Here is a 26,397-nt window from a genome sequence, read left to right as displayed (position 1 = left end):
CTTTGAAACTTTTCAGCCCCGATGTGAAAGTGCGCAGGCAAGCGGCCTTGTCGCTGCTGAAGGAGCCAGATGCCAGCCGTAAGCCCCTGCTGGACAGGGCTCTGGCGGCAGAACAAGATGCCACCGTGCAGGGCTTGGTGCGTCAGGCTCGCGCAGCGGCCCTGCTGACCAGCGATGTCCCGAATGACCGCTTGTTGGCCGCCCGAGAATTGGCCGATAGCCAACAACCAGAAACCCTGCTCTTGCTGAACCAGCGACTGGCTGACGAGCAAGAGCCTTCCGTCAAAAAACAGATTCAGACCTCCCTGGCCACCGTGCAGGACAGCTTGCGCTGGGGTGAGCGCCTGGGCACCTTGTTCACCGGGGCCAGTTTGGGGTCTATCTTGTTGCTGGTGGCGTTGGGCCTGGCCATCACCTACGGCTTGATGGGTGTGATCAACATGGCCCATGGTGAGCTGATGATGATCGGCGCTTACGCCACCTATGTGGTGCAGGCTTTCTTCCGTGATCACTTGCCTGGTGCGTTTGACGCGTACCTCGCCGTGGCCATTCCGTTTTCTTTTCTGGCCGCTGCGCTGGTGGGTGCGGTCATGGAGCGCACCGTCATCAAACACCTGTATGGCCGTCCTCTGGAAACCCTGCTGGCGACTTGGGGCATCAGTCTGGTGCTGATGCAAGCTGTGCGCAGTTTGTTTGGGGCGCAAAACGTGGGCGTTGAAAACCCCTCTTGGATGAGCGGTTCACTGCAACTGCTGCCCAACTTGCAGCTGCCCTGGAACCGTGTGCTGATCATCGTGTTTGCCTCCGTGGTGTTGCTGGGCATGGCCTTGTTGATCGGCAAAACACGCTTGGGTCTGTTTGTGCGCGGGGTCACGCAAAACCGGCCCATGGCCTCGTGCATGGGCGTCAACACCGCACGCATTGACACCTACGCTTTTGCCTTGGGTTCGGGCATTGCGGGCTTGGCGGGGTGTGCGCTCAGTCAGGTCGGCAACGTCGGCCCCGATCTGGGGCAAAGCTACATCGTGGACTCGTTCATGGTGGTGGTACTGGGGGGTGTGGGCCAATTGGCCGGCACCGTGTACGCGGCGCTGGGCCTGGGCTTGGCCAACAAACTGCTGGAAGGTTGGACTGGCGCTGTGCTGGCCAAAATTTGTGTGCTGGTGTTCATCATTGTCTTCATCCAGAAGCGCCCGCAAGGCATCTTCGCGATGAAGGGTCGCAGTGCAGAGGCATGACCATGAAACATTTTGAGCTACCTTCTCATGCGCCTTTGTTGGGGCGAAAAGCCTGGACCATTTTTTTGTTGGCCTTGATCGCCGTGGGCTTTTTGGCACCGGTGCTCAACCTGTGGGTGCCTGCTGGCAACCCCTTGCACCTGAGCGACTTTGCGGTGTCGCTGGTCGGCAAGATCATGTGCTACGCCATCTGCGCCCTGGCCATCGACTTGATCTGGGGCTACACCGGCATTTTGTCGCTGGGCCATGGCCTGTTTTTTGCGCTGGGGGGCTACGTCATGGGCATGTACCTCATGCGCCAGATTGGGCAAGACGGCAACTACAAAAGCGAGCTGCCCGACTTCATGGTGTTCCTCGACTGGAAAGAACTGCCCTGGCATTGGATGCTGTCGGGCAGTTTTATCGCCACGCTGATCCTGGTGGTGTTGGTGCCTGGTGTGGTGGCGGGAGTGTTTGGTTATTTCGCCTTTCGATCGCGCATCAAGGGGGTTTATTTTTCCATCATCACCCAGGCCTTGACCTTTGCGGCCATGTTGCTGTTCTTTCGCAATGAAACCGGCTTTGGTGGCAACAACGGCTTCACTGACTTCAAGCGCATCCTGGACTTGCCGATTGCCACACCCAATATGCGCATGACGCTGTTTGTGATGACCGGTGTGACTTTGTTGGGTTTTTTCCTGTTCTCGCGCTGGCTGGTGGGCAGCAAATACGGCCGCGTCTTGATGGCGATTCGCGATGCTGAAACGCGGGTCATGTTTTCGGGCTACTCGCCGCTGCCCTACAAGCTGAGCATCTGGGTCATTTCGGCCGTGATGTGCGGCATTGCAGGGGCTTTGTATGTGCCGCAAGTGGGCATCATCAACCCGGGCGAGATGAGCGCGGCCAACTCGATCGAGATGGCGGTCTGGGCGGCAGTGGGTGGCCGTGGCACCTTGGTCGGCCCGATCGTGGGGGCTTTTTTGGTCAATGGTGCCAAGAGCTGGCTGACGGTCACAGCGCCTGAATTTTGGCTTTACTTTTTGGGGGGCTTGTTCATTGTGGTGACCTTGTACCTGCCCAACGGCGTGATTGGTCTGTGGGCCAAATTAAAAAGCAAATTCGGGGGTGCCGCATGACGCCCGATCTGCTCCAGCAAGGCGCGCAACGCGTCGCCCAATCTGCTCAAAAACGTGTGGAAGACACCGCCTCTGGTGGGCGCGCCGCCGGTTACGGCCGGGTGCTGCAAGACGCCAACGCAGTGGATTTGACCCACGGCCGCATTTTGTATCTGGAAGACGTGAGCGTGAGCTTTGACGGTTTCAAGGCGATCAACAAGCTGTCGCTCGACATTGCACCGGGTGAGTTGCGCTGCATCATCGGGCCGAACGGCGCGGGCAAGACCACGATGATGGACATCATCACCGGCAAGACCCGGCCTGACGAGGGCAGTGTTTTCTTTGGCAGCACCATTGACTTGCTGCGCCACAACGAGCCACAGATTGCCCAGTTGGGCATTGGCCGCAAGTTTCAAAAGCCAACAGTCTTCGAAAACTTGAGCGTTTTTGAAAACCTTGAACTCGCTTTGAAGACCCCCAAGGGCGTGAAAGCCTCGATGGTTTTCAAGCTCGACTCACGCCAAAGCGATCGCCTGGCAGAAGTGTTGCACACCATCCATCTGGCCGACAGTGTTCGGGCGCAGGCGGGCACGCTCAGCCATGGTCAAAAGCAATGGCTTGAGATCGGCATGCTGCTCATGCAAGACCCGAAATTGCTTTTGCTGGACGAACCCGTTGCAGGCATGACCGACTTTGAGACCGAATGCACAGCCGAGTTGTTTTTGAACCTCAAGGGCAAGCATTCGCTGATGGTGGTGGAGCACGACATGGGCTTTATTCGCGCCATCTCAGACACCGTCACCGTGTTGTGTGAGGGTTCGGTTTTGGCCCAGGGCACGCTCGACCAGGTGCAAGCCAACGAGCGTGTGATCGAAGTTTATTTGGGACGTTGAAAGACATGGCCATGCTTGAAGGCAACAACATCCATCAGTATTACGGCGGCTCTCATATTCTTCGCGATGTGAGCCTGAGCGCTACACAAGGCCAGGTCACGGTGTTGCTGGGTCGCAATGGGGTGGGTAAAACCACCTTGCTGAAATCACTCATGGGCCTGGTGCCCATCAAGAGTGGTGGTGTGCGCCTGAACGGGCAAGACCTGACGCATGTCAAACCCTATGAGCGGGCAGCCGCCGGTATCGGCTATGTGCCCCAGGGCCGAGAAATATTTGCTCGCTTGACGGTTGAAGACAACCTGCGCATGGGCCTGGCCACCCAGCCCGGTGGCACGCCCATCCCGCCCGAGTTGTTCGAGTTGTTCCCCGTGCTTAAGCAAATGCTGCAGCGTCGGGGTGGCGACCTGTCAGGGGGGCAGCAGCAACAACTGGCGATTGCCCGCGCCCTGGCCGCCAAGCCGCGCTTGCTGATTCTGGACGAACCGACCGAAGGCATTCAACCCAGCATCATCAAGGACATCGGTCGCGTGATTCGCCAGTTGGCCGATGTGGGCCTGCAAGGCCAGCGCATGGGCATTTTGCTGTGCGAGCAGTACTACGACTTTGCGCAAGAGCTGGCTGACCAGTACCTGGTGATGGAACGCGGTGAAGTGATCGCCCAAGGCCCTGGCAGCGAGATGAAAGAAAAGAACATTCAGCAGCTGGTGGCTATTTGAGGTTTTTGGACCCTCCAGGTGAGAGGCTCAAGTCGAAGAGGTGATTTTTTTAAATGAGCGGTCTCTGACCGCGATGGGCCTTTAGCCGCTCAATTCACCGTTTTCACCGCTCGTTCATGGCCCCGCCAAAGGCTTTGTAGATCGGCTTGGCCAGGTACTTGAGCACCGAGCGGCGCCCAGTTTGAATGTCCACTGTGGCGGTCATGCCCGGCTTGAACACCACCGCGGCCAGCATCGGGTTGGGGTGGCTGAGGGCCTTGTCCGCGTCGAGCTTCACGTGGGCGCGGTAGTAGCTGCTGCTTTGGCCATTGGCGCCTTGCTCGACCAGCGTGTCCGAGCTCAGGTACACCAAGTTGCCGTCCAGGCTGCCATAGACCGAATAGTCAAAAGCGTCGAGCTTGATGGTCACCGGCAAGCCCAACTGCAACTGCCCGATGTCGACCGGGTTGATCTTCACCTCGAACACCAAGCCGCCCTCGGTGGGCGAGATCTGCATCATCTCGTCACCCGCGCGCAGCACGCCGCCAATGGTGGTCACCTTCAGGTACTTCACCACGCCGGCGATCGGGGCGGTCAGTACCGTGTGGCCCAGCACGCTTTGGCGTTCATCAAGTTTGAAGGCATTGGCCGCCAGGTCTTCGGCCAATTTGCTGGCCTCGGCGCGGGCGTCTTGCAGGTATTTGTTGCGCGTGGCGTTCATCTTGCCTTCAATGTCCACGGTCTGGCGCTTGGCCCGCATCACCTCCAGGCGGCTGGTGTCACCGTTTTTGAGCAGCGCCTCGTTCATGCGTAACTCCTCGCGCGCCATGTCCAGCGCCAGTTGCTGGCTGGCCAATTCATCGTCCAGGCTGCGCTTGCGCTGCTCATAAAGCGATTGCTGGACCGCCACAATCTTCGGGTAGGCCCGCAGCGATGGCGGGTACACCGGTGCCATCTCTTTGGCTTCAGCCTGTGCGCGTGCCAAGGCAGTGGTCAGTGCTGCTTCTTTGGCGCGGCTTTCTTCAAAGCCAGCCACTGAGCGCTCGCGCTCCATCACCGCCAGTTCTTGGCCGGCCTTGACGCTTTGGCCTTCTTCGACCAACAGCTTTTCCAGCACGCCGCCATCGGCCGACTGGATCACCTGGGTGCGCGCCGTCGGAATGATCTGGCCCTGGGCACGCACAGTCTGCTCAATTTCAAACAAGGTGGCCCACAGCAAGAAGGCCACCATGGCGCACAACAACAACATCGTCAGGGACATGAAGCCACGCTGCTCTGCGGGCTGTGGTCTGGGCTGTGGGTTTTGCTGTGGCCCAGCTTGGGGCGCTGGCGGCGATTGCAGTTTTTGCAGCACCTGTGCCTTGGGCCCGTCCATCACCACTTGATGGTTTGCCACCACGATCAGGCGGTCCACCAGGTCAAACATCTCGGCCTTGTGCGTCACCAGCACCAACGTGTCGGCGTTGCCAATGGCGGCCTTGAGTGCTTGTGTCACCTGTTGCTCCAGGCCCCGGTCCATAGAAGCGGTGGGTTCGTCCAGCAACCAGATGCGCGGCTGGCGCAAGAAGGCCCGTGTCAGGTTCACCAGTTGGCGCTGCCCGCCTGACAGGCCGGTGCCGCCCTCAAAAATCTCTTGCTGCAAGCCCTTGGGGTGGTTGGCGATGACCGTTGGTAACAAGCCGGTGTCGCGTGCGGCCTGCAAAATCACCTCATCGCCGGGGTCCAGTTGTCCCAATATCAGGTTGTCGCGCAAGCTGCCAGAAAACAGTCGCCCGTCTTGCTGCACATAACCCAGGCTCTCGGCCAGCAGCGGTTTGGACAGGTGGGCAATGTCCACGTCGTCCAACAAAATGCGTCCCTCTTGCGGCTTGTACATGCCCGACAGCAGGCGTAGCAGCGTGGTCTTGCCCGCGCCAACGGGGCCGAGCACCCCGATTTTTTCGCCCGGCCGAATCACCAGGTTGGGTACCGACAGCGCTTTTTTGCCACCGTAGTGGGCCACCACCCCCTCAAAGCGGTAGGCGCCCTTGATTTGGGCCAGCACAATCGGCGCCTCTTGGCCGTGGTGGTCGTCTTGCAAGGCCCACAAACGGTCCAGCCCTTGCAGTGCTGCTTTGGCGTGTGCCCATTGCACCAGCTGGCCCGGAATCATCGACACCGGGTTCAGCACCCGCCCCGACAGGATGGAGCAGGCGATCAGGCTGCCCAGCGTCAGCTCGCCGCGGCTGACCAGCAAGGCGCCTGCGGCCACCAGCAAGGTGTACGACACCTGCTGCATCGCACCGGCCAGGTGCTGCGCATGTTCGCTGACGTTGCGCATTTGCAAGTCGCTGTCGCGGGCATCGTCGGTGGTCTTCATCCAGCGCGACAACATGCGCCAGCCACCCTGGCCGGACTTGATGCTCTCTGCGCCCTCGATGGTCTCCACCAGCAGGCCGGTTTTTTTGTTGCTGGCGGTATTCGATTGGGTGGCCAAGGTGTCGACTTGCTTGCGGTAATAGATGCCCACCACCAGGCATGCTGCAAAAAATGCCAGCGGAATGGCCGCCAGCCAGCCCCCGATCAGCGCCATCACCCCCAGAAAAAGCAGCGCAAACGGCGCGTCCACCAGCAAGCTGGAGGTGGCCGAAGTGAAGAAGCCGCGCACGGTCTCATAGCCGCGCATTTGGGCAGACAGGGCGCCCACGCTTTGCGGCAATTGGTCAAGGCGCACCGCCAAAAAGCGCAGGTACACCGTGCGCGACAGACGCTGGTCCACCGCGTCAATCAGGCGATCGTACAAGCGGCTGCGCACGCGCTTGGCCAGCCACTCAAACGCAATCGCACCCAACACCCCCAGCGTCAGCACCAGCAGGGTTTGAGATGCCGCTGTGGGGATCACCCGGTCATAGACTTGCATGCTGTAAAACGAGGTCACCAAGGCCAACACACTGATCATCATGCCCCCCACCAGCGCATCGCGCATGAGGCTGCCGTGGCTGAACAACTCATGGCGAATCAGTTGGTACAAGGGGCTGTTGCTGGCCGAGTAGGGCCGGGTCAGTCGCAGGGTGGCAATGGCGTGGCGGTCCAGTTGGGCGTCGGCGCACTCGTTCCATCGGTTGTTGGCCGCATCCCACCAATCGCTGATCCACTGGCCCTGCGCGTTTTGTCCGCGCAGCACACCCCACTGGCCCCGTCCCTGGTCACCGTCTTGGGCGTGCACCAGCGCGGGCATCTTGGCCGCATCGGGCCCGTTCAGCCAGCGCGGTGCTGCCACCTGCAGGTGTTGGGTGACTGTTTTGAGCTGAAGCTGCGGCGCGCCCAAAGCCTTGGGCGACAGCATGGCGGCCTGGGCAGCTTCTTGCAGCGCCAGCCTGTCCACGCTCTCGTGCTGCAACTGCGCCAGGCGCGCCAGACAAGGCAACAAGTGGTTCATCTCGGGAGAATTCATGGGTTGCCCTGGGTCACGGCCTCAATGCCGCGGGTGTAAAAGCTCAAGCGCCAACTGGCCACCACCTGGGCGGATAGCAAGTCGGCGATCAGGGTCTCGGTTTGCGCCAACTCGCGTGCGGCGTTCATCACGTCCAGCCAAGTTTTGCGGCCCGCCAGAAACTGGCGGTCGTAGGACTCGGACACCGATTGCGCCGAGCGCAAGGACGCCCGCACCGAGGCCAGGCGTTGCTCTGAAGACAAAGCCAAAGCATGGTCAGCGAGCACTTGTTCATTGATCACGCGCGTTTGCACCTGCACCTCGGCCACAGCAGCCTCAAGCTGGCCGCGCGCCGCAGCCACATTGGACAAGCCCGAAAGGCCTGCACCAAAGCGGCTGCTCACCCCTACAAACAAACGGTTTTCTGGTGCGCCATTGGCAAAGTTGAAATTGCCGTACTGGCGCTCGGCGCGCAAATAAACCTCGGGCGACAAGTCGGCCTGGCGCTCAACCACGGTGGCCTCTTGCACCCGAACCTGCGCCTGCGCTTTTTGCAAGGCAGCACTCAGTTGCAGGGCTTGCGCCATCAGCGCTGCGGCCTGCGCCTGCACCGGGCGGGGAAGGGCCAAGCTGGGCACCAGTGAGGCCTGTGCAACGGGGCGGCCCAGCAACTGGCCCAGACGGGCCAAGGCCATGTCGCCCTGGGTGCGTGCTGCTGTCACATCGGCGCGGATGGCATCCAGGCGCGCCAGCGCCAACACCAAGTCGCTGTCGGCGGAGACCCCTTCGTCAATGCGTCTTTGCACCTGGTCGCGCAGCCGGGCATGGGTAAGTTCGCTCTTTTGGCTGGCCTGTGTTTTAAGGTGTGCGGCCAGCCAGTCGCCATAAGCCTGCACCACACGCAAGCCCAATTGCAGGCGCGTCTCATCAAGGGCGGCTTGGCTTTGGTCCAGACTGGCCTGGGCCTTGTCGGCGCCCGCGCTCAGGCGCCCACCGGTGTAGAGCGGCTGCTGCAGGCGCAAGGTGGTCACCCGTTTGTCGCCCTGATAAAGCGGGTCGGAGGAGCGGGTGGCGGCGTTTTCCAAAGCCACCGAGGGCGTGGGGTAAAACTGCCAGCGCGCACTGTCCACCCCGGCCGTGGCCGAGGCCACCTGCGCACGCTGGCTTTGGGTGGCCGGGTGGGTGGCGAGTGTGTCCTGGATCAACGCCTCCAGCGTCTGGGCTTGCGCCTGGCCCCACCAAGGGGCGCAGGCCATGCAGACAAAAAGCAGCTGGCGGCAGGCAGCTTGCAGGCTTGCGGTCATTTACAAAACTTGCGAAGTGACGTTCATGTCATAGTTGGTCTGAGTGATCACCCGGATGGCAACTGCCATGGACAATGTATCAGGATCCTCGGGCTGAATTTCATTTCTAGCCGGCGAATAGGACGCGTGTTGGAAGCTTTGCTGGCCGGGTGTGGCAGTCCAGTAATATTCTTCAAACCATCCCAAAGGCAGTCCGTTCGTGCCTGCCTCAATGGCCTGAAACTCCTGCAGGCTCGGCAGGGCGAGGGTCAAGCCTTCAATACTTGCGAAGCGATAAACGTCGGTCGTGTCGACCGAAGGATTGGCGGTAACAAAATCGCTCGCGTAAATGAACAGCGAGTCTAGGAAGTCATGGTTGGGAACAAAATCTGCCGCGTTTGCAGTCCCATCACCGCTACGATCCCAGTAATAGTACATGTCCGATCCGACCTCAACCGGCGCAATCAAATTGCCGTATTTGCCTAGGTCGATGACGTCTTCAATGGTACCAGTGGCAACAAAGGTCGACCCCACATCGTAGCCTCGGCCCGCAAGCACCGTTACCGTCACTGTTTCATTGCCCTCAGTCAATTCGTCTGCAGTGGCCTTGAGGGCCAGGGTTGCGGTGGTGCTGCCGGGGGCAAAGGTGACAGTGGGAAGAGACGGTGGCGAAAATTTAGTCACGAAGCCGTCTCCACCTCCTAATTCTTTCAGATTATCGTAAGAATCATAAGTAGAGCCACCGATGTAAATTTCGCCGTCTGGGCCTGCGGCAATTGCCCTGGCCCGATCGTCACCCGCGCCGCCAACGATTCGGCTCCAGGCTACATCGCCATTGTCAGGATTGATTTGACTGAGGAATGCATCGTTCTGACCCAGGGCGACTTGATTACCGATGGCTTGGGTTGCGATACCTGAGAGGTAGATCCATCCATCCGATCCCATCGCCAATGAGCAAGGATAATTTGAGCTGTCGGCCCCCCTTCCATTGGCAATGCTTTGCTCCCACAATTTGAGGCCGTCAGAATTGAATTTGCTAACAAAGATGCTTGAGTACGAACCGCCCGCCACATAAACGGAACCATCGGGGCCAACCAGCACCGAAGTCCCGAAGTTATCTTGCCCATCACCAATGAGACGGGACCAAACTTCCTGGCCAGCAGAATCGAGCTTGCTGACAAACGCATCAGCACGACCGGCGTTTTTTTGATCATCGATGCTGTAATCGGTAAATCCGGTGAGATAAACGGAACCATCACTAGCGGCTGCAATGGCAGCCGCAGCCCGGTTAGGCAAAGTGAATGTCTCTGGCGTACCAGGTGTTCCTTCTGGGCTCAGGGTCACTTTAGTGATGTAGGACTCTCTTCCATTACGGTCAAACCAGCCCCCAACAAAAAGTGTGGCTTCATCTGGAGCCAGAGCCAGTGAACGGCTTACCCAGTTAGATGGAAATAAACCGGTCAATTCCCATGTGTTGTCAAGCACCCCAACAGCCGAATATTTGACGATGAAGGTGCTGTTGGACCCATTGGATCCATTGCCGTAGCCGGCAACGTAAGCGGAACCATCCGATCCAACGACCACTGATGTGGCCGCGTCATCCTTGGCTGCGCCATAGAGGCGGGTCCACTGTTGGGACCCATCTGAACCATATTTTCGGATAAATACGTCTGCTTCGCCAAGTGGTGTCAACGCTACGCTATCGGCCGACTTAAGGGGGTTGCTGCTGTTGTAATATCTTGCTGTCCCCACTGTGTACAAGCCGCCATCAGCTGTTGCCGCGATCGAATATAAATAATCGCCGCCTGAGCCGCCGCCCAGACGGCTCCAGCTTTTCGCGAGCGGTCCATTGGAGGCATAGTCCTCAGCCGTTGCCGTACCACCCATGCCAATGTTGACCGTCAGCGCACGATCGATATCGCCACTGCGTGTGAATGTATAGACCAGGTTGGCGGCATTGCCCTCGGCGACTGTGTCCGCTGACACAGTCACGTTAACGGCCGATGGCTCGATCACATTGGTCACCGCAATGACCACCGACTGCGGCTTTGAAGCCGTCGTGCCATCGTCGGCCGTGACCGTCAGCTCGTACTGGTTGTTCCCATCATCATCAAGTGGGTCTTCGTAGTTGGGCGCAGCCAAAAAGGCCACCGCCCCGCTGTCTTTATTGATGCTGAACAGGGTTGCATCGGCGCCGCCCAAGGCGTAGGTGAGCGTGCTGCCGGCCTCAGCCGTGGTGTGCGCGGTGTAAACCGTGCCGGTGTTGTTTTCTGCTGTTTGAGCGGATGAAGCACTCGCTATCACCGGAGCTTCATACACACTCAAAATACTGACGCTCACCTGTTGGCTCGCTTGCAGGTTGTAGGTGTTGGCGACCACCGACACGTCGTACACGTTGTTTTTTCCTGCGTCGAGCGGCTTCTCAAAGTCGGGGGCGTTCACAAAGCGCAATTCACCCGTGCCCGCGTCTATTGCAAAGAGTGCGGCATCGGCGCCGGCCAGGGAATAAGTCAGGTAGCTGGCCACGGCTTCCGCGGTGAAGACCACGCCAGTCTCATTTTCTGTAAAGTCTGAAGAGGCCTTTTCCGCAATGCTTGGCGGCACCAGCACCTCAATGGACACTGCGAGTTCGGTGGGCTTATTGACGCCGTCGCTTGCAGTGATGGTGATGTTGTAAATGTTGTTACCGCCAGCGTCCAGGGGATCAGACATATCAGGCGCTACATTAAAGCGCACCGCGCCGGTGGTGGTGTCGATGGTGAACAAAGCGGCATCGGCGCTGTTAAGCAGCCCGTAGGTGAGCACGGTGCCCGCATTGGCGTCGGTGGCTACAGCCTGGTAGGCGACGCCCTCGCCGTGGTCGGCGAATGCCACGGCACCTGATTGCAAACCCTCCTGCATCAAGCTGCTGATTTCTGACGCACCTAAAGCCCGGTCGAAAATAGCCACCTCATCGAGTTGGCCGTTCATTTCATGCTCGTAGGGGTAAGAAGGGTTCTGGCGACCAATATTGAGATCGCCCTTAACGCTGAAGTCCAGCGGTTGAATGTTGGTAAAAGTGTCCGTTAGGGCGCCATCTTTATAAAGTTTGATAGCGCGAATATCCGGGTCCCAACTCACAGCCACGTGGACCCATTCATTTACTTTGATGGCGGTTTTGCTGTAAAACCAATCGTATTTATTGGAAAAACCCAAGCCTGGGTTTCCATTGGGACCAATCGAAAGCAAAAAGTTGTATTGACCCCGATCAATGATGACGTTGTCGTAGACGTCAGAAGGCTTGACCCAGGCGCTGATGGTGAACCCGCTGCTCAGGTTGAACAGCTGACTGTCGGCTACTTGCAGATAATCGTTATTCAAAGAGACCGATGAATCAGTGGCTAAACCCGGGGCGCCATTGTTGGCCCAAGAGGCGCCTGACATTAAATTGGCATCCAGACCGTTGGGCCCACTGTCTTGGGCCACGGTGCCCGTGCCTTCGTCCATCTTCCAGTAAGCCACCAGTCCGGTTGTATCAAAAACAGGGGCGTAGTCGGGTTGCACCACCAGGGCCACTTCTTGCCTAGATACGTTGCCCGCCGCATCGGTCGCGACCACGATGAAAGGGTAGGGCGAGTTTGCAGGCAAGGGGTCTGCCAGCAGGCGCACATCGCCGGTGACGGGGTCGATGGCGAAGTCGCCAATGGTCGAGTCGGTCTCATATTGCTTGATGATTTCCGAACGCACATAACTCACCGCGCCACCGCTGTATTTTTCATCCATGCCACCGCTGTAACTCGGCCAGGAGGTCAGATCGATTTTGTAATAACGGTCGCTGAGCAGGTCGTGCATGACGAACTCGTTGTCGGTCCAAGTTCCGTTGGACTTAGCGTCGGCAAGATTGGTATAAAAGTCGCGCGAATCGACGTCTTCCAGGTCGCTCCAGCCATCACCATTCCACTCCACGCCACTGCTGTTGAGAGGGCGCTTCATGCCACGAGAAATCACCACGCCGTCATCGACCCGGTCGAACGGCGTTTCTGCCGACTTGGTGAACTCGACGGTGTTCAACAATTCCCCGGTCTGCACGTCGATCTGGCTGCGCGTGTAGGCAAAGCCGGCGCCATCGTAATAGTTATACCAGTCATCAAACTGAATCTTGTAGTAGGTGTCGTTCACCAGGTCGTGCATCAGCCACTCCCGGTCCAACATCACATCACCCAGACTGTCGTAGTTGTCTGGGTCGAGCATCACCGCAAGGGCCATGTTGGTGGTGTAGTTGCGAGTGGCTACATCCGTCAAATCATCGCCCCAGCCGTCGGCATTCCACTCGACGGTCTGTACACCTTGCAGGGGTTGCGCATAGAAGCGGGTGAGCTCGGCGCCGCTGTCAAATGCGTCCACCGGGGCGTCCATGCCGTCACGCACATAAACTGCCACAGCCTCACCCAGGGCTGGGGTTGTGCCTGACAAATCAATCTGCTGGCGCGTGTAAGCAAAGCCGCCGTTACCGCCAATAACTTCCAAGTCATACCCACCCATTGACCATTTGCTGAAATTTACGGTGTAGTAGGTGTTGCTCACGGTGTCGTGCATGACCCAGTCGGTGGTGGTGGCGGTGTTGCCATTCACTTCGGCGTCAAAAACTCGGGTTTTGACATCTTTCAAATCGGACAAATCGGCCCAACCGTCAGCGTTCCATTCCACTGTGGGCCTGACGTGCATGGAATTGGGATCAGAGCCGACCAACGTAAAGGTGTCGCCGGGTATTGCTTCATCCGCAATGGATTTGAGGTTCGAGGACGACCAGGGTGCTACCCATTGCCCAGACGAACCCACGTTCACAGCGAAAGTATCGTAATGCAGTGCGCCTGCCCATTTTGCATTGGCGGGTAAACCAACGAATAAGTTGGCAGCCCCTGTATTCTCCTGGTACCAGATATCGACCCAATAGGTCTGTCCGGCGGTCAGCGTCGCGGTGTTGGTGTAGTTGGACCCGTCCAGGGGTGAGCCCAAATACTGGCCGTTGGATTTTGCAAACTGTATGTAAAGTCTGTCGTCACTATCAAGCTGGAAAGCAAGCGCTTGCGCCAGACCCGTGCCATCAGGGTCGTCAATGGTCAGTCGACCTTGAAAGTGGACCATCACCCGATCGCTGACGTTTGAGTCGAGAACGTTGCCTTCGCCCCAAACGAAGGTCAATGCGTCAGTGCTGCCTGAAGACTGGTAGGTGTAGGTGTTCGCATAGGTCTCTAACTGCAGCTTCAGAACCTCAGATATGGCATCGCCGTTAGTGGTCAAGGTTTCCGCAGAGATGGTAACGGGGTTGCCGAGAGTGCCATTGGCCAAAATTTCGGTGCGAATGTAACCACCGTCTTGCGCATTGAAGTCGAGCTTGTAATAACGGTCCGCAAAAATATCGTGCATGACCAATGCATCGAAGTTATTGGGTATTTCAATGTCATACGCGCGCTGCGCCACCTGGCCCAGGTTGTCCCAACCGTCGGTATTCCACTCGAGCGTTACCGCAAATCCTGGGTTTTTAATTCCTCGGCTAAAACCCACGCCAGGTGCGATGACATCGGTGTAGTCCATACCCCGGTAAAAGGATTTTCTGGGCAGGTTGACTTCGACGGCGTCGCCCAGCACGGCCTGGGGGGGCGCGGCCAGGCTGTAGGTCACGGCTCCGGTGCTGCTGTCCCCCGAATCGTCTGCCTTGACGGTGTAGACCACCTGGTTTGCGCCGGTGTCCACCACCAGAGTGCGGGCCGTGTTGCCGGAGGTGATGACGGGCGCTGTTTCGTCCAGGTTGTTGATGGGAAGGGTGACCGTTTTTTGGACCGTATTTCCTTCCCCATCAGTTGCAAGCACCGTGAACTCATAGGCGCTGCGGGTCTCGTAATCGGGGCTGACCGTTAGGACGACTTCGCCTTGGTCGTTGATGTCGAAGTTGTTTTCTGCGCTCAGCGTGATCTGGCTGCGTTGGTAAGAAAACGCGCCGCCGTTCCCGCCACCCTGGTACTGCGTGAAATCGACTTTGTAGTAGGTGTCGTTCACCCGGTCGTGGATCACCAGTTCGGCCGGGAGGATGTAATCCCCCACCTTGTTGTTCAGTGCATTGGCAAAACTGGTGTAGGTCCTCCCAGCCACGTTACCCAAGTGGGCCCATCCGTCGCTGTTCCACTCGATGCTGGGGGAGCCATCTTCCAGGGTGCTGGAGAACATCGGCCCGGTGGTGCCGCGGGTGAGTGTGACGCCTGCGGCCAAAGTGTCGGTCACGCGGATTGCGCTGGTTTGAGTGATGGTGCGTGAATCACCCAGCGCGGCAGCGGCTTGGTTCAGGGTAAAAGTAACGCCCTGCTGGGCAGAGGTGGCGGTGTAGACCTGCGTATTGGCTGCGGTGTTTTCATCAATGGCCGTTGCCAGGTCTGGTGAGGATATGGTCAAGACTGACTTGTCTACGGGCACCTGCCCGATCACTTCGGCGGACTTGAATTCTGCCAACCCGCTGTCCAGCCTTCGGTCGGCGCTGTTGCCCCCCAAATCCTTTATGGCACTGGTACCAAGCAAGGTGATCATGGTGCCAGTGGCAATGCCCAGTTGGGTGTCGCCTGCTTGCACCCGGTAGGTAAATACCAGCTTATTGCCCGTTGATGCACCCGGGTCAAACACCGCAATGGCGGTGCTGTTGGCAGTGTTCTGAATGGCGATGGTGGGTTTGGCATCACCTGAAAATTTAACAAACAGGCCTTCTGACATCTCCACCACAAACTGAGCCAGGTCGCCCACACGTTCAGGTTCAACCGTGACTCTTGAAACTGTGGCTGCCACTGTGTCGGCCACCACGGTGGGTGCAGTGACAGCTTGGGTGCCCAGCTTCAAACCGGTGGTGTTTTCGGCACTTTGCGATGCAATAAATACAGTGGGGACATCTTTGAAAGTATTGAGGACGCGAACGTCGTTGGTTTGCAGTTCGTCCAACTGGCTCAGCACGGTTTTTTGGGCTGCCAGCATTTGCGTTAAGGCACCTGTGGCCGAGCCAGAGGTGATGGCATTGGCCGTGATCGCATTGCCGGTCAGGGTCGTGATCAGGCTGTTGGTCGATGCGACCGAAGTCGCCATCGCTGCAGTGGCCGCTGAGAGTTTGGTGCTGTCCATGGCAAATGAACCACCGGCCGCCGTGGCTGCCGTTGCCGCTGCCGTGCTGGCACTGGTCAATATCGCGGTCAGGCTGTCGCTGTCGCCCAAGGCCACTGTTTCACCGCTTGCAGCCGCTGTGTTGATGGCGTCGACAATGCCTTGGACAATGAAATTTGAAAATGTGGACATGGAGGGCACCCCTCCCGAAGATGTGCTCGCGCCTTGAAGTGCGGCGGCGCCCATGGTCATCAAATTAGCCAACATCAAGGCTTTGCTGTTGATCACCAGAGCCTGCTCCAGGCTGATGCCGCTGGCCGCATCACCCGTCAATGCTGTGGCGGTGCTGATGGTGTCGATGCGGGTCAGGTCTGCATTAAGAGGCAAGCCAAGGGCTGAGTTGACTGCGGCCAAAGCCGAAGCTTTGACCTCGGAGATTCTGGCCAGCTTTTGAGCATCGGTCATGCCGGCGGTGGACCCCATGCTCGACTGCACCATCGACTGCACCAAGCTGGTCAAAGGGTTGACGACCGTGCTGCCGGCTGTGGCACTGTAGCTGCCCTGAAAGGCCAGCCCGGTGCTGATGTCGGTGCCGCCCGTGGTGATGAGGGCGTGCAACTTTTGCGCCTCAGTCAAACTGCCGTCGACCTTGCCATTGACGGATATGCCGAATTTGTAATCGATCAAAGCGTCGATCACGCCGTTGTCGTTCATGTCCACCCAAACCTCGGCACCGTCCAGGTAGCCGTCTTGCACCACGAGGCTCAATGGGGTTGAGCTTGGCGTTTCGATCGGTTGTGTGGTCGGTGCATGATGGGTTGCCATAGCCCGACTGGCCGCCACGATCACCCCTGCCAATACCATGAATCCGCCCGCACCGATGGACGATGCAGAGGTTGCCGCTGCGGCACTGGAGCTGGCCGAGGCACTGGACAGCGTGGCCGCTGTGGGCGCGTCAACCATGGCCTGCGCCAACACCAGGGGTTCACCAAAGGCGGAGGCCTGTTGCGAACCATAGGCCGAAAGTTCGGCGCCACTGGCCTCCAGCTTGGCCGACTCCAGTGAGCTTGATGCATCAATAAATTCTGTGCCAACTTCGGTCTCAACCCTGTCAGCACCCAGCACTGCGTTGGGCGGTGGGCTGTCTTGAATGACGTCAAGGGAATCATCTGAGTCATTCAGCAGACCGGATTTTTTTCGGGCCTGCCGGGCATTCACGGCACCCGACTTCAAGCCTTGTTGCCCTTTGTCAGTGGGCATGGGCGGAGTACCTGTTGTGCGGTCAGCCCTTGGATCAGGCATGGCTCCCGCCGATGACTTGTTCATGCCCACCTCAGGCGCTTGATGGATGTCAGAAGAGGGTGTGGGCGACAGATTTTTGGCCATGTGAAGTCCTGAAGTGCGCATTGCTAACGCCGGACACTTTAGGAGGGCTTGAGTGCATTGAAAATCGCATTAAAAAGGTATTTTTTAATATTTGTTATTTATTTTTAGTATTGGTAGTCACATTCCAATGTGATTTGCAAAGTATTGAAAATCATCAACAATATGAGTAAGTTGAAAAATTTGCCAAATTAAAAGTAGCCTCTGTGCCCTCCCAACCCATCTCAAAAGTCTTGCTGGTTGAAGACGATCTGGTTTTTCAGGAGACGTTTGCACGTGTCTTTGCCAAGATGGCGGGGGACTGGGAAATTCAGGCCTTCCAGGACGGTGCCAGTGCCCTGGATGCTTTGTCGCAGCCGCATGCCCAGTTCAAGTTGGCCCTGATCGACATTGGCTTGCCCGACATCACGGGCATTGAGGTGATCGCTGCGGCGCGCCTGCGGTTTGCCGAGTTGCCGATTTTGGTGACGACGGCTTTCACGGCCGAAGAAACTTTTTTATCGGCCATTCGTGCAGGGGCCAGTGGGTATTTGCTCAAAGGCGATACCGAGGCGGCGCTGGGCCACTCGATTGAACTGGTTTTGCAAGGCCAGTACCCTGTGAGCCCCGCATTGGCCAGGCATTTGTTTCGCCTGGCGGGCGCGCCCAATGCCACCACCCTGACAAACAGCCTGAACCTCTCGCCCCGCGAGTTGGAGCTGCTGCAGTTCATTGCCAAAGGTTGCAGCTATGCCACCTGCGCGGATGTCATGAATATCTCTCTGTCGACGGTGCAAACGCACATTCGCAACATGTACCGCAAGCTGGAGGTTTCCAACCAGCGCCAAGCCATCACCAAAGCGCAATCCTCCGGATTGTTGAAGTTCTGATGTATTTCAAACGCTTGTTGCTTTGGGTGGTCATGGCCATGGGCCTGCTGTTCACGGGCTGGGTGCAGGCGGCGCAGTTGGCACAAGCCTATACCGAGATCAAACAGGCCCGCATGAAGGGCCTTGGCCCCGAAAAAACGGTGAGCTTGCCGCACATGCTGGCGCCCGCAGACTTTGAGCCAGAGGGCAGTTTGGTCAGTTACACGCTGCTGTTGGATCTGGCCTCTTTGCCCGAACAACCTCTGGGTGTTTATGTGCCCAAAATGTCCTTGTCTGGCAACGTGTATGTAAACGGCCAACTGTTTGGTGCCTGCGAACGCGGTCAACTCCAAGAAGTGCGTTGTTTGCACCGCCCTTACTTGTTCACGACACCCACCACCTTCTGGAAGCTTGGGCAAAACGAGCTTCGGTTCGAGATTTACGCCAACGGGCGCCAGAGCAACGGCTTGTCATCGGTCAGGGTGGGGGATATCCATGCGCTGGAGAGCAAGTTTTATCAATGGCGCTACTGGCTGCAAGTGGACTTGGTGACCGGGCTGACCTGGTTGTCTGGCTTGCTGGGCGTGATGGCTTTGGTCGTGGGTGTCGTGTTGCGCAAGGATTCGGTATTTCTGTGGTTTGGCCTGACAAGCATAGTCAATGCCGTGGCGAACACCAGCGTCTTCATGAGCCGACCACCCATCGATTCGGAGCTGTTCAGCTGGATTGCGTTTGCCAGCCGGTTTGCATCGGGTCACTTGTTGATCTTGATGTTCGTTTCATTTTTTGAAAAGATCACGCCCCGGATTCAGTGGGGTGTGCTGGCTTACACCGTGCTGTCTGTGGCCCTGATTGGTTTGTCGGACAACAACCGTTTGTGGGTGACGGTGCTTTACATGCCGCTGTTGCTGACGGTCATGCTCATGCCTGCGCTCATGTTTTACTGGACCTGGAAAACGCGCCAGGTCAAGCACATCTTTGCCAGCATCATGATGAGCTTGATCACGGTGGCCAGCAGCTTTGACTGGTTGCGGTTCACGGGCGATTCTGCTTTTGTCGGCATGTATTTCATTCCCTATTCGTACAGCGGTGTGTTGTTCATGTTTGGCGGCTTGTTGTTGGCCTTGTTGGCTATCGCCTTGACTCGGTCACAAAACCAGAGCGCTGAGCTGGAGTTGCGGGTTGCCGAGCGCACGGATGAACTCAATGCGCTGCATGACCGTTTGCTCAACACGGAAATTGACCGCTCAAGAACGCAAGAGCGTCAACACATGCTGCAAGACATGCACGATGGTTTTGGCTCACAGTTGGTCATTGCCAAAATGATGGTCGAGCAAAACCAGATGTCACAAGAGAGTTTGGGGCGCTTGCTGGAAGAGAGCATTGGTGACCTTTATCTGCTGGTGGACACACTGGGCAACAGCGACAACTACCTGCCGAATGCACTGGTGGATTTCCGTTTCAGGACGCAGCAAAGGCTGGCAGGAACCCCCCTTAAATTGCACTGGAATCTGCAGGTTGAGCAGGCGCCTGAAGTGTCGCCAAAGGCGGTGCTGCAAATCTTGCGGCTGGTGCAGGAAGCATTGAACAACGCGCTCAAGCACGCCAAGGCCACCAACATCCACCTTGACTTCACCTATGACCAAGTGGGTGGGCAGTTGACGGTTTCGGTGGCAGACGATGGTGTGGGTATCCTCGGGCAGCCCGTGCGTGGGCGCGGTCAAAAAAACATGATGGCCCGCGCGCGTGCCGTGGGTGGCACGCTCAGCGTGTCCAGCAGCAATCTGTCTTTCTCCAGCAGCCAACCTGGCACCTTGGTTCAGTTGCTGGTGCCGCTGCCCCATTGAGCTTGTGCCCAGCGATGGGCTAGCGCGTTTTGGGCGACTGTGCACCCCTTCAGAGGTTCCAGAGCCGGGGCAAGGTACCAGGCAAAGCCCACATCGCTTCGCGCCAAGCGGCCCATACCTGGCGCAGCAGTTGCATCGCAGGCTCTGTGACCGGCGACAACACGCGCACCACGATCACTTGTGGGTGTGGTGATGTAGCACCGGCTTGTAAGCGCAGGGGCGAGGCTTCCAGCAATTCGCGGGCGCAGGCCAGGGCGCGTTCGCTGCGCTCGGGCGTCAGGGCGCTGCCGGCAGCAAACACCAGCGTGGCCAGGCAGCGGTGACCCGCCAGGCCCAGCGGGCTGTCCATCAAGCGGGTGTCGGTGGCGTGGATCATGCCGCGCTCCAGCCACACGCCTGAAACCGCCATGTGCTGGCGGAACGTGCCTTGCACGAAAGGCAGATCGGCCGCTGGCAGCCCCAGTGCCGTGATGTCCCAAGCCATCATCTCGGCCCCAGGGGCCAGCTCAAACACGGCGCGGTTGAGGGCATCGCACTGGTTGTAGGCAATCGCTTCCAGCGGCAGCCATTCCAGCCGGGCGCCTGCCTCTACCCGCGCATGCACTTGCTGCGTGGCCAGGCCGGCATCTGATCGGTAAAAGCGGGTGGCGCCGGGCGTGGTCACCAGGCCATGGGCACCCGCGCCTACGGTGACCTGCATGTCCAGGGTGTCGCCACCCACCAAGCCGCTGGGGGGGTGCACCACCACGTTGTGGCAGACTGCATCGCCTTCCGGGTAGAGGCTTTGCAAAATGCGCAGCGGGCCTTGGTGCAGATAGCGGGCCACGCTGCGCTCGGCTTCGAGCGTGTAGTCCAAATGCAGGCGGGCCAGCCAAGTCATGACTTCCTTGCCTTTGACGGGGCCACCTGCATCACGCCACGCTGTGCACGCGCTTCACTCGCCTTGCGAGCTGCGGTGTGCCCAGCCGGTGGTGTGCTTTTCAATGGCACTGAACAGTTCGTACATGATCATGGCCATGGCCCCGACCACCACCAGGCCCGAAAACGCCAGGCCCATTTGCATGGCCGAGCCAGCCGAGATCAAGAGGTAGCCGATGCCTTCGTTGGAGGCGGTCATCTCGGACACCGTGGTGCCCACAAAGGCCAGGGTGATCGCCACTTTGAGCGAGCCATAAAAGTAAGGCATGGAGCGGGGCAGGCCGACTTTGATCAGCACGTCCCAGCGTTTGGCACCCAGCACGCGCAGCACGTCTTCCAGCTCGGGCTCGAGTGTGGCCAGACCGGTGGCAATGTTCACCATGATCGGGAAAAAGCTGATGAGAAAAGCCGTGAGGATGGCGGGGCCGATGCCGATGCCAAACCACACCACCAAAATCGGCACGAAGGCGGCTTTGGGCAGGGCGTTGAAAGCCGTCATCAGCGGGTACACGGCGGCATAGGCCAGGCGCGAGCTGCCGATCACAAAGCCCAGCAACACCCCCACCACGATGGCGATGCCAAAACCCACCATGGTGACCCAGTAGGTGCGCCAGGCATGGCCGGCGATCACGTCGCGGTATTCGATGGTTTGCTGCGCGATGCGCCAAGGGCTGGGGAAGATGAATTCCGAGACATTGAAGGCACGGCACAGGCCTTCCCAGATCAGGATACTCAGCACCAGCAAGATCCAGGGGGACCAATTTTCCAGGGATTTTTTGTTCATGAGGGTCTCCCACTTATTGGTTGATGGCTGCACCGGTCTTGCGCATGGCACCGATGTGGCCGCGCAGCTCGTGCACGATGTTGGTGAACTCGGGGGTGTAGGTGATCTCCAGGTCGCGCGGGCGCGGCAGGTCGATCTCTTTTTTCACCACAAAGCGGCCTGGGCTTTTGCTCATCACATACACCGTGTCGGCCAGAAACACCGATTCGCGCAGGTCGTGGGTGACCAGGATGACGTTGAACTTTTGCTCGGTCCAGAGGTCGCGCAGGATGCACCAGAGTTCTTCGCGCGTGAAGGCGTCGAGAGCGCCAAAAGGCTCGTCGAGCAGCAACATTTTGGGTTCGTGGATCAAGGCGCGGCAAATGCTGGCGCGTTGCTGCATGCCGCCCGAGAGTTGCCAGGGGAACTTGTCTTCGTAGCCGCCAAGGCCCACCGTGTTGAGCAATTTGCGGGCGCGCTCAGCGTACTCGGCCTTTTTTTTCTTGAAATTGGAGCGGTAGGGCTCGACGATTTCGAGGGGCAGCAAGACGTTGTCGAGCGTGGTGCGCCATGGCAAAAGTGAGGATGCCTGAAACGCCATGCCGCTGATCTTGAGCGGGCCGGTGACGGGCTGGCCGTCCACCAGGATGCGGCCTTTGCTGGGCATTTTGAGGCCGGTGGTCAGCTTCATGAAGGTCGACTTGCCGCAGCCCGAAGGCCCGACGATGGCGATGAATTCGCCTTGCTTGACCTGCAGGTTGATGTCTTCCACTGCAAAGTGGTTTTCCGCCAGCAACTCCTCGTTGTAGGCGAGCCAGACATTCTGGAAATCAACGAATGCGTCTTGGGACATGGTGTGAACTTTGAAATGGTGTTCGAAAGTGTATACAGCTTGCGCTTTGCAAAAGCCCACTGACGCTGGGTGCGTTGGAGTGGGCCATTTGCAGGCCCGCAAGGGCCTCGGTCAAACAGACTGACCCGCACACAGGTCGTGCGGGTCAGCTGGGTGAGTTACTTCTTGGGCTTGGGCAAGATGTCCAGCTCTTTGGCCGAAGGCAAGAACGAACCGTTCCAGATGTCTTCGGACTTGACGCGGGTCTTGGTGTTGAAGGCATCGGACACTTGTGAGGCCATCAGCGTCATGCGCGGACCGTTGATCTGGCCAAAGCCTTCGGCACGGGCCGATGGGCTGTTGATCACGGTGTCGATGGCCAGTTGCAGTCGGCGTGTTTCGAGTGCGGTGTTGATGATGCCGTCGCGGGCCTTGACCGATTCAATGGCTTTGGCCGGGTTGGCGATCACGTCCTTAGCACCTTTGGTGAAGGCGCTCAGGAACGCTTTCACAGCTGCGGGATTTTCTTTCAGGATTTTGGGCGAGGCGATGATCGCGTTGCCATAGAGCTTGACGCCAAAGTCGGGGTACTGCATGACCACCACGTCTTCGGCTTTCACGCCACGGGCTTCGATGTTGAGCAGCGAGGTGAAGGTGAAGCCGGTGATGGCATCGACATCGCCGCGCACCAGCATGGTTTCACGCAGGGGTGGGTCCATTGCGGTCCAGGCCACGTTGCCGATGTCGTTGGCTTTCTGGAAAATCGGGAAGGCGCGGCGACCAGCGTCAAACACCGGTGCCCCCAGCTTTTTGCCCGCCAGATCTGCCGGGGTCTTGATGCCCGATTTCTTGAGCGCCATGACCGAAGCCGGCGTGTTGTTGTAGACCATCATGATGGCCACAGGCTTGTTCGGTGCGTCGGGGTTGTTGGCGTGGAATTCCATCAGGGCAGCCAGGTCGGCAAAGCCCAGGTCGTAGGTGCCTGAGGCCACACGCGTGACCGCACCCCCCGAACCGTTGCCAGAGTCGACGGTCACGTCGAGTTTGGCGTCCTTGAAATAACCCTGCGCCACTGGCACGAGGAAGAAAGCAGCAGGGCCTTCAAAGCGCCAGTCCATCTGGAATTTGATGGGCGTGGTTTGGGCTTGGGCAGTGCCAAATGCAGCAACAGCGGCCAGCACGGCGGTGGCCTTGAGTAAGAAACGCTTGTTCATAGGGGGCTCCAGGGTCAGATAAACGGTGAATCTTGTCTAGCAAAATCGGTGCCATTATCCAGCATGCTTTGGGGCGCCGGTGTCAGGTACATCCCCTAGAACCGCCCGATTCGGGTGCCCAAAGCGGCTGCCAAATGCACCAAAATGAGGCGTTTTAGGTGGCCGCCCCGCAAAGGGCAGCGCCAAGACACTTTAATGGTGAGCTTGCGCAACCGCCAGGGCGGTCATGTTCAGCACCCGGCGCACCGTGGCCGCAGGGGTCAGGATGTGCGCGGTGTGGGCGGCCCCCATCAGGATGGGGCCCACGGTCACACCGCCACTGGTGGTGGTTTTCATGACGTTGTAGAGAATGTTGGCCGCGTCCAGGTTCGGGCAGACCAGCAGGTTGGCCGCGCCGGTGAGCGAGCCGTCTTCCAGGTAAGCGCTTCGGATGTCGGGTTGCAAAGCCGCATCGCCATGCAGCTCGCCATCGCACTCGATGTCGGGGTGTTGCGCCACAAACAGGTCGCGCGCCAGGCGCATCTTGCGGGCCGATGCGCGCTTGGACGAGCCGTAGCTCGAATGCGAGAGGAAGGCCACTTTGGGCACGATGCCAAAGCGCTGCACTTCTTGCGCCGCCATGTAAGCGATCTCGGCCAGCTGCTCGGCGCTGGGCTCTTCGTTGACATAGGTGTCGGTGATGAAGAGCGGCCCCTGGTTGGTCATGATGGCGTTGACAGCAGCGTAATTGGCCACGCCAGTGCGCTTGCCCAAAATGCTGTCGATGCGTTCCAGGTGGGTCGTGTAGGTGCCTGCCAGGCCGCAGATCATGGCGTCGGCATCGCCCAACGAAACCATGAGTGAACCAATGATGGTGTTGGAGCGGCGCACGGCCGCCTTGGCCACGGCCGGTGTGGCGCCATCGCGTTTCATGAGCTGGTGGTAGTGCTCCCAGTACTGGCGAAAGCGGGCGTCTTCTTCGGGGTTGACGTTGTCCACATCCACCCCCAGGCGCATGCGCAGACCGGCTTTTTCGATGCGGGCTGTAATGACGTTGGGTCGGCCGATCAGGATCGGGTGGGCCAATTTTTCATCGATGGCCATCTGGGCGGCACGCAAGGCGCGCTCGTCTTCGCCGTCGGCATAGGCCACGCGCTTGGCGTTTTGGGGAACGGCTTTGGCGGCGTTGAAGATGGGGCGCATCAGCAGGCCGGTCTGCGTGACAAAGCTTTGCAGCTGCTGGCGGTAGGCGTCCATGTCGGTGATGGGCCGCGTGGCCACACCTGAATCGGCCGCGGCCTGGGCCACAGCGGGCGCGATGCGCAAAATCAGGCGTGAGTCGAACGGGGTGGGGATCAGGTAGTCCCGGCCAAACGACAACTCTTTGCCCGCATAGGCGCTGGCCACTTCTTCGCTGATGTCGGCCTTGGCCAGATCGGCGATCTGGCGCACGCAGGCCAGCTTCATGGCTTCGGTGATCTTGGTCGCACCGCAGTCCAGGGCGCCCCGAAAGATGTAGGGGAAGCACAGCACGTTGTTGACCTGGTTCGGGTAGTCCGAGCGGCCTGTGGCGATGATGCAGTCCGGGCGGGCGGCCTTGGCCAGCTCGGGCCTGATTTCGGGTTCGGGGTTGGCCAGGGCCAAGATGACCGGGTCGCGCGCCATGGTTTTGAGCATGTCCACCGTCATCACGCCGGGGGCCGAGCAGCCCAGGAACACGTCGGCGCCGTTGACCGCATCGGCCAAAGAACGGGCCTCGGTCTTTTGGGCGTAGCGGGCTTTGGACTCGTCGTAACCGCCGGGGCGGCCTTCGTAGATCACGCCCTTGGAGTCGCAGACAAAAATGTTGCTGGTCTTCACGCCCAGACCCACCATCACATCAAGGCAGGCAATGGCCGCAGCGCCGGCGCCCGACACGGCCAGCTTGATGCTGCCGATGTCTTTGCCCACCAGCTCCAGGCCGTTGAGCATGGCCGCAGACGCGATGATGGCGGTGCCGTGCTGGTCGTCGTGAAAGACCGGGATGTTCATGCGCTCGCGCAGCTTCTTTTCGATGTAAAAGCACTCGGGCGCCTTGATGTCTTCGAGGTTGATGCCGCCCAAAGTGGGCTCCATGGCCGCAATGATCTCGACCAGTTTGTCCGGGTCGCGCTCGGCCAGCTCGATGTCGAACACATCGATGCCTGCGAACTTCTTGAACAAGCAGCCCTTGCCCTCCATGACGGGCTTGGCCGCCAAGGGGCCAATGTCGCCCAACCCCAGCACGGCCGTGCCGTTGGTGATCACGGCCACCAGGTTGCCGCGCGAGGTGAATTCGTGCGCTTTGGACGGATCGGCAGCGATGTCCAGGCAGGGATAAGCCACACCCGGCGAGTAGGCCAGCGACAGATCGCGCTGGTTGGACAGGGGTTTGGTTGGGTTGACCGAGACCTTGCCGCGTGTGGGAAAGCGGTGGTAGTCACGGGCAGCGTCGCGCAAGGCTTGTTCGGCGGGGGAGAGATTGTCGGGCATTTAAACCACCTTTAGGTTTGAAAGAGGGCGGACCTCTTGGGTAGAATTTTTTTACGTTTTGATCAGATCAAACTGACCGACCCATACTTGCAAACAGCTGCAACCATTTGCTGTGGATAAATTCGTTCTTGTACGGGCTTAAGCCAGCAAATCAAGGAGCGTGCGAGCCACCACTTTGGTGGCGCGCCGCAGGTCTTCCAGCTGCACATGCTCGTCGGCGCGTTTGGCATTGGACTCGCGCACAGTGCGGGGGCCTGCGCCGTAGATCACGCCCGGGATGCCACGTTCCACGTACAGACGCACATCGGTGTAGAGCGGGGTGCCCAGGGCCGGGATGGCTTCACCAAAGACCTGTTGGCCGTGTTTCTGAA

At 58.9% G+C, this 26,397-nt stretch carries 14 protein-coding genes and 1 pseudogene; 6 read left to right on the top strand and 9 right to left on the bottom strand.

Annotated elements, in window-relative coordinates:
- The 4 genes from urtB to urtE all read left to right on the top strand — a co-directional run.
- Positions 1-1,238, top strand: a 1,238-nt coding sequence (gene urtB, locus ACIQ3A_RS07855; RefSeq protein WP_396431189.1) for an urea ABC transporter permease subunit UrtB, incomplete at its 5' end; no start/stop codon positions are given.
- 2 nt (positions 1,239-1,240) lie between these two features.
- Positions 1,241-2,353 carry an urea ABC transporter permease subunit UrtC gene (urtC, locus tag ACIQ3A_RS07850; RefSeq protein WP_396431188.1) on the top strand — a complete coding sequence of 371 codons (1,113 nt, stop codon included), beginning with the start codon at positions 1,241-1,243 and terminating at the stop codon, positions 2,351-2,353.
- The gene (urtD, locus tag ACIQ3A_RS07845; RefSeq protein ID WP_396431187.1) at positions 2,350-3,225 is read left to right on the top strand and encodes an urea ABC transporter ATP-binding protein UrtD; all 876 of its coding nucleotides are present in this window, start codon (positions 2,350-2,352) and stop codon (positions 3,223-3,225) included. Before urtC ends, urtD begins: the two co-directional genes overlap by 4 nt.
- Before the next feature lie 11 nt (positions 3,226-3,236).
- Positions 3,237-3,941: an urea ABC transporter ATP-binding subunit UrtE gene (urtE, locus tag ACIQ3A_RS07840; protein WP_396431190.1), complete on the top strand. Its 705-nt coding sequence runs from the start codon at positions 3,237-3,239 to the stop codon at positions 3,939-3,941.
- A 103-nt stretch (positions 3,942-4,044) separates the two neighbouring features.
- On the opposite strand, the gene ACIQ3A_RS07835 is transcribed toward urtE, so the two are convergent.
- The 3 genes from ACIQ3A_RS07835 to ACIQ3A_RS07825 are packed head-to-tail and all read right to left on the bottom strand — an operon-like array spanning position 4,045 to position 17,117.
- On the bottom strand, positions 4,045-7,353 hold the full coding sequence (locus ACIQ3A_RS07835; protein ID WP_396431186.1) for an ATP-binding cassette domain-containing protein: 3,309 nt from the start codon (positions 7,351-7,353) through the stop codon (positions 4,045-4,047).
- Positions 7,350-8,636: a TolC family protein gene (locus tag ACIQ3A_RS07830; protein ID WP_396431185.1), complete on the bottom strand. Its 1,287-nt coding sequence runs from the start codon at positions 8,634-8,636 to the stop codon at positions 7,350-7,352. The genes ACIQ3A_RS07835 and ACIQ3A_RS07830 overlap by 4 nt, the downstream gene beginning before the upstream one ends.
- The gene (locus tag ACIQ3A_RS07825) at positions 8,637-17,117 is read right to left on the bottom strand and encodes a LamG-like jellyroll fold domain-containing protein (RefSeq protein WP_396431184.1); all 8,481 of its coding nucleotides are present in this window, start codon (positions 17,115-17,117) and stop codon (positions 8,637-8,639) included.
- Between the two features lie 203 nt (positions 17,118-17,320).
- On the opposite strand from ACIQ3A_RS07825, the gene ACIQ3A_RS07820 reads away from it, so the two are divergent.
- Positions 17,321-17,983, top strand: a complete 663-nt coding sequence (locus ACIQ3A_RS07820) for a response regulator (protein WP_396431183.1) — start codon at positions 17,321-17,323, stop codon at positions 17,981-17,983.
- The gene (locus ACIQ3A_RS07815) at positions 17,983-19,809 is read left to right on the top strand and encodes an ATP-binding protein (RefSeq protein ID WP_396431182.1); all 1,827 of its coding nucleotides are present in this window, start codon (positions 17,983-17,985) and stop codon (positions 19,807-19,809) included. Before ACIQ3A_RS07820 ends, ACIQ3A_RS07815 begins: the two co-directional genes overlap by 1 nt.
- Before the next feature lie 49 nt (positions 19,810-19,858).
- On the opposite strand, the gene ACIQ3A_RS07810 is transcribed toward ACIQ3A_RS07815, so the two are convergent.
- From ACIQ3A_RS07810 to ACIQ3A_RS07785, 6 genes and pseudogenes are all read right to left on the bottom strand, one after another.
- Complete coding sequence (locus ACIQ3A_RS07810; protein ID WP_396431181.1) at positions 19,859-20,689, bottom strand: urease accessory protein UreD; 831 nt, start codon at positions 20,687-20,689, stop codon at positions 19,859-19,861.
- A 54-nt stretch (positions 20,690-20,743) separates the two neighbouring features.
- The gene (locus tag ACIQ3A_RS07805) at positions 20,744-21,511 is read right to left on the bottom strand and encodes an ABC transporter permease (RefSeq protein WP_396431180.1); all 768 of its coding nucleotides are present in this window, start codon (positions 21,509-21,511) and stop codon (positions 20,744-20,746) included.
- Between the two features lie 13 nt (positions 21,512-21,524).
- Positions 21,525-22,343, bottom strand: coding sequence for an ABC transporter ATP-binding protein (locus ACIQ3A_RS07800; RefSeq protein WP_396431179.1), 819 nt, complete (start codon positions 22,341-22,343; stop codon positions 21,525-21,527).
- A gap of 158 nt (positions 22,344-22,501) precedes the next feature.
- Positions 22,502-23,536, bottom strand: coding sequence for an ABC transporter substrate-binding protein (locus tag ACIQ3A_RS07795; RefSeq protein ID WP_396431178.1), 1,035 nt, complete (start codon positions 23,534-23,536; stop codon positions 22,502-22,504).
- 192 nt (positions 23,537-23,728) lie between these two features.
- Positions 23,729-26,026: an NADP-dependent malic enzyme gene (locus ACIQ3A_RS07790; protein WP_396431177.1), complete on the bottom strand. Its 2,298-nt coding sequence runs from the start codon at positions 26,024-26,026 to the stop codon at positions 23,729-23,731.
- A gap of 138 nt (positions 26,027-26,164) precedes the next feature.
- Positions 26,165-26,397: pseudogene (locus ACIQ3A_RS07785) on the bottom strand (peptidase M20); the annotation flags it as partial.

The organism is Limnohabitans sp. (genome assembly GCF_044361985.1).
In the GTDB taxonomy this organism is placed as follows: Bacteria; Pseudomonadota; Gammaproteobacteria; order Burkholderiales; family Burkholderiaceae_C; genus Limnohabitans_A.
This window is presented reverse-complemented; position numbering and strand designations above follow the sequence as displayed.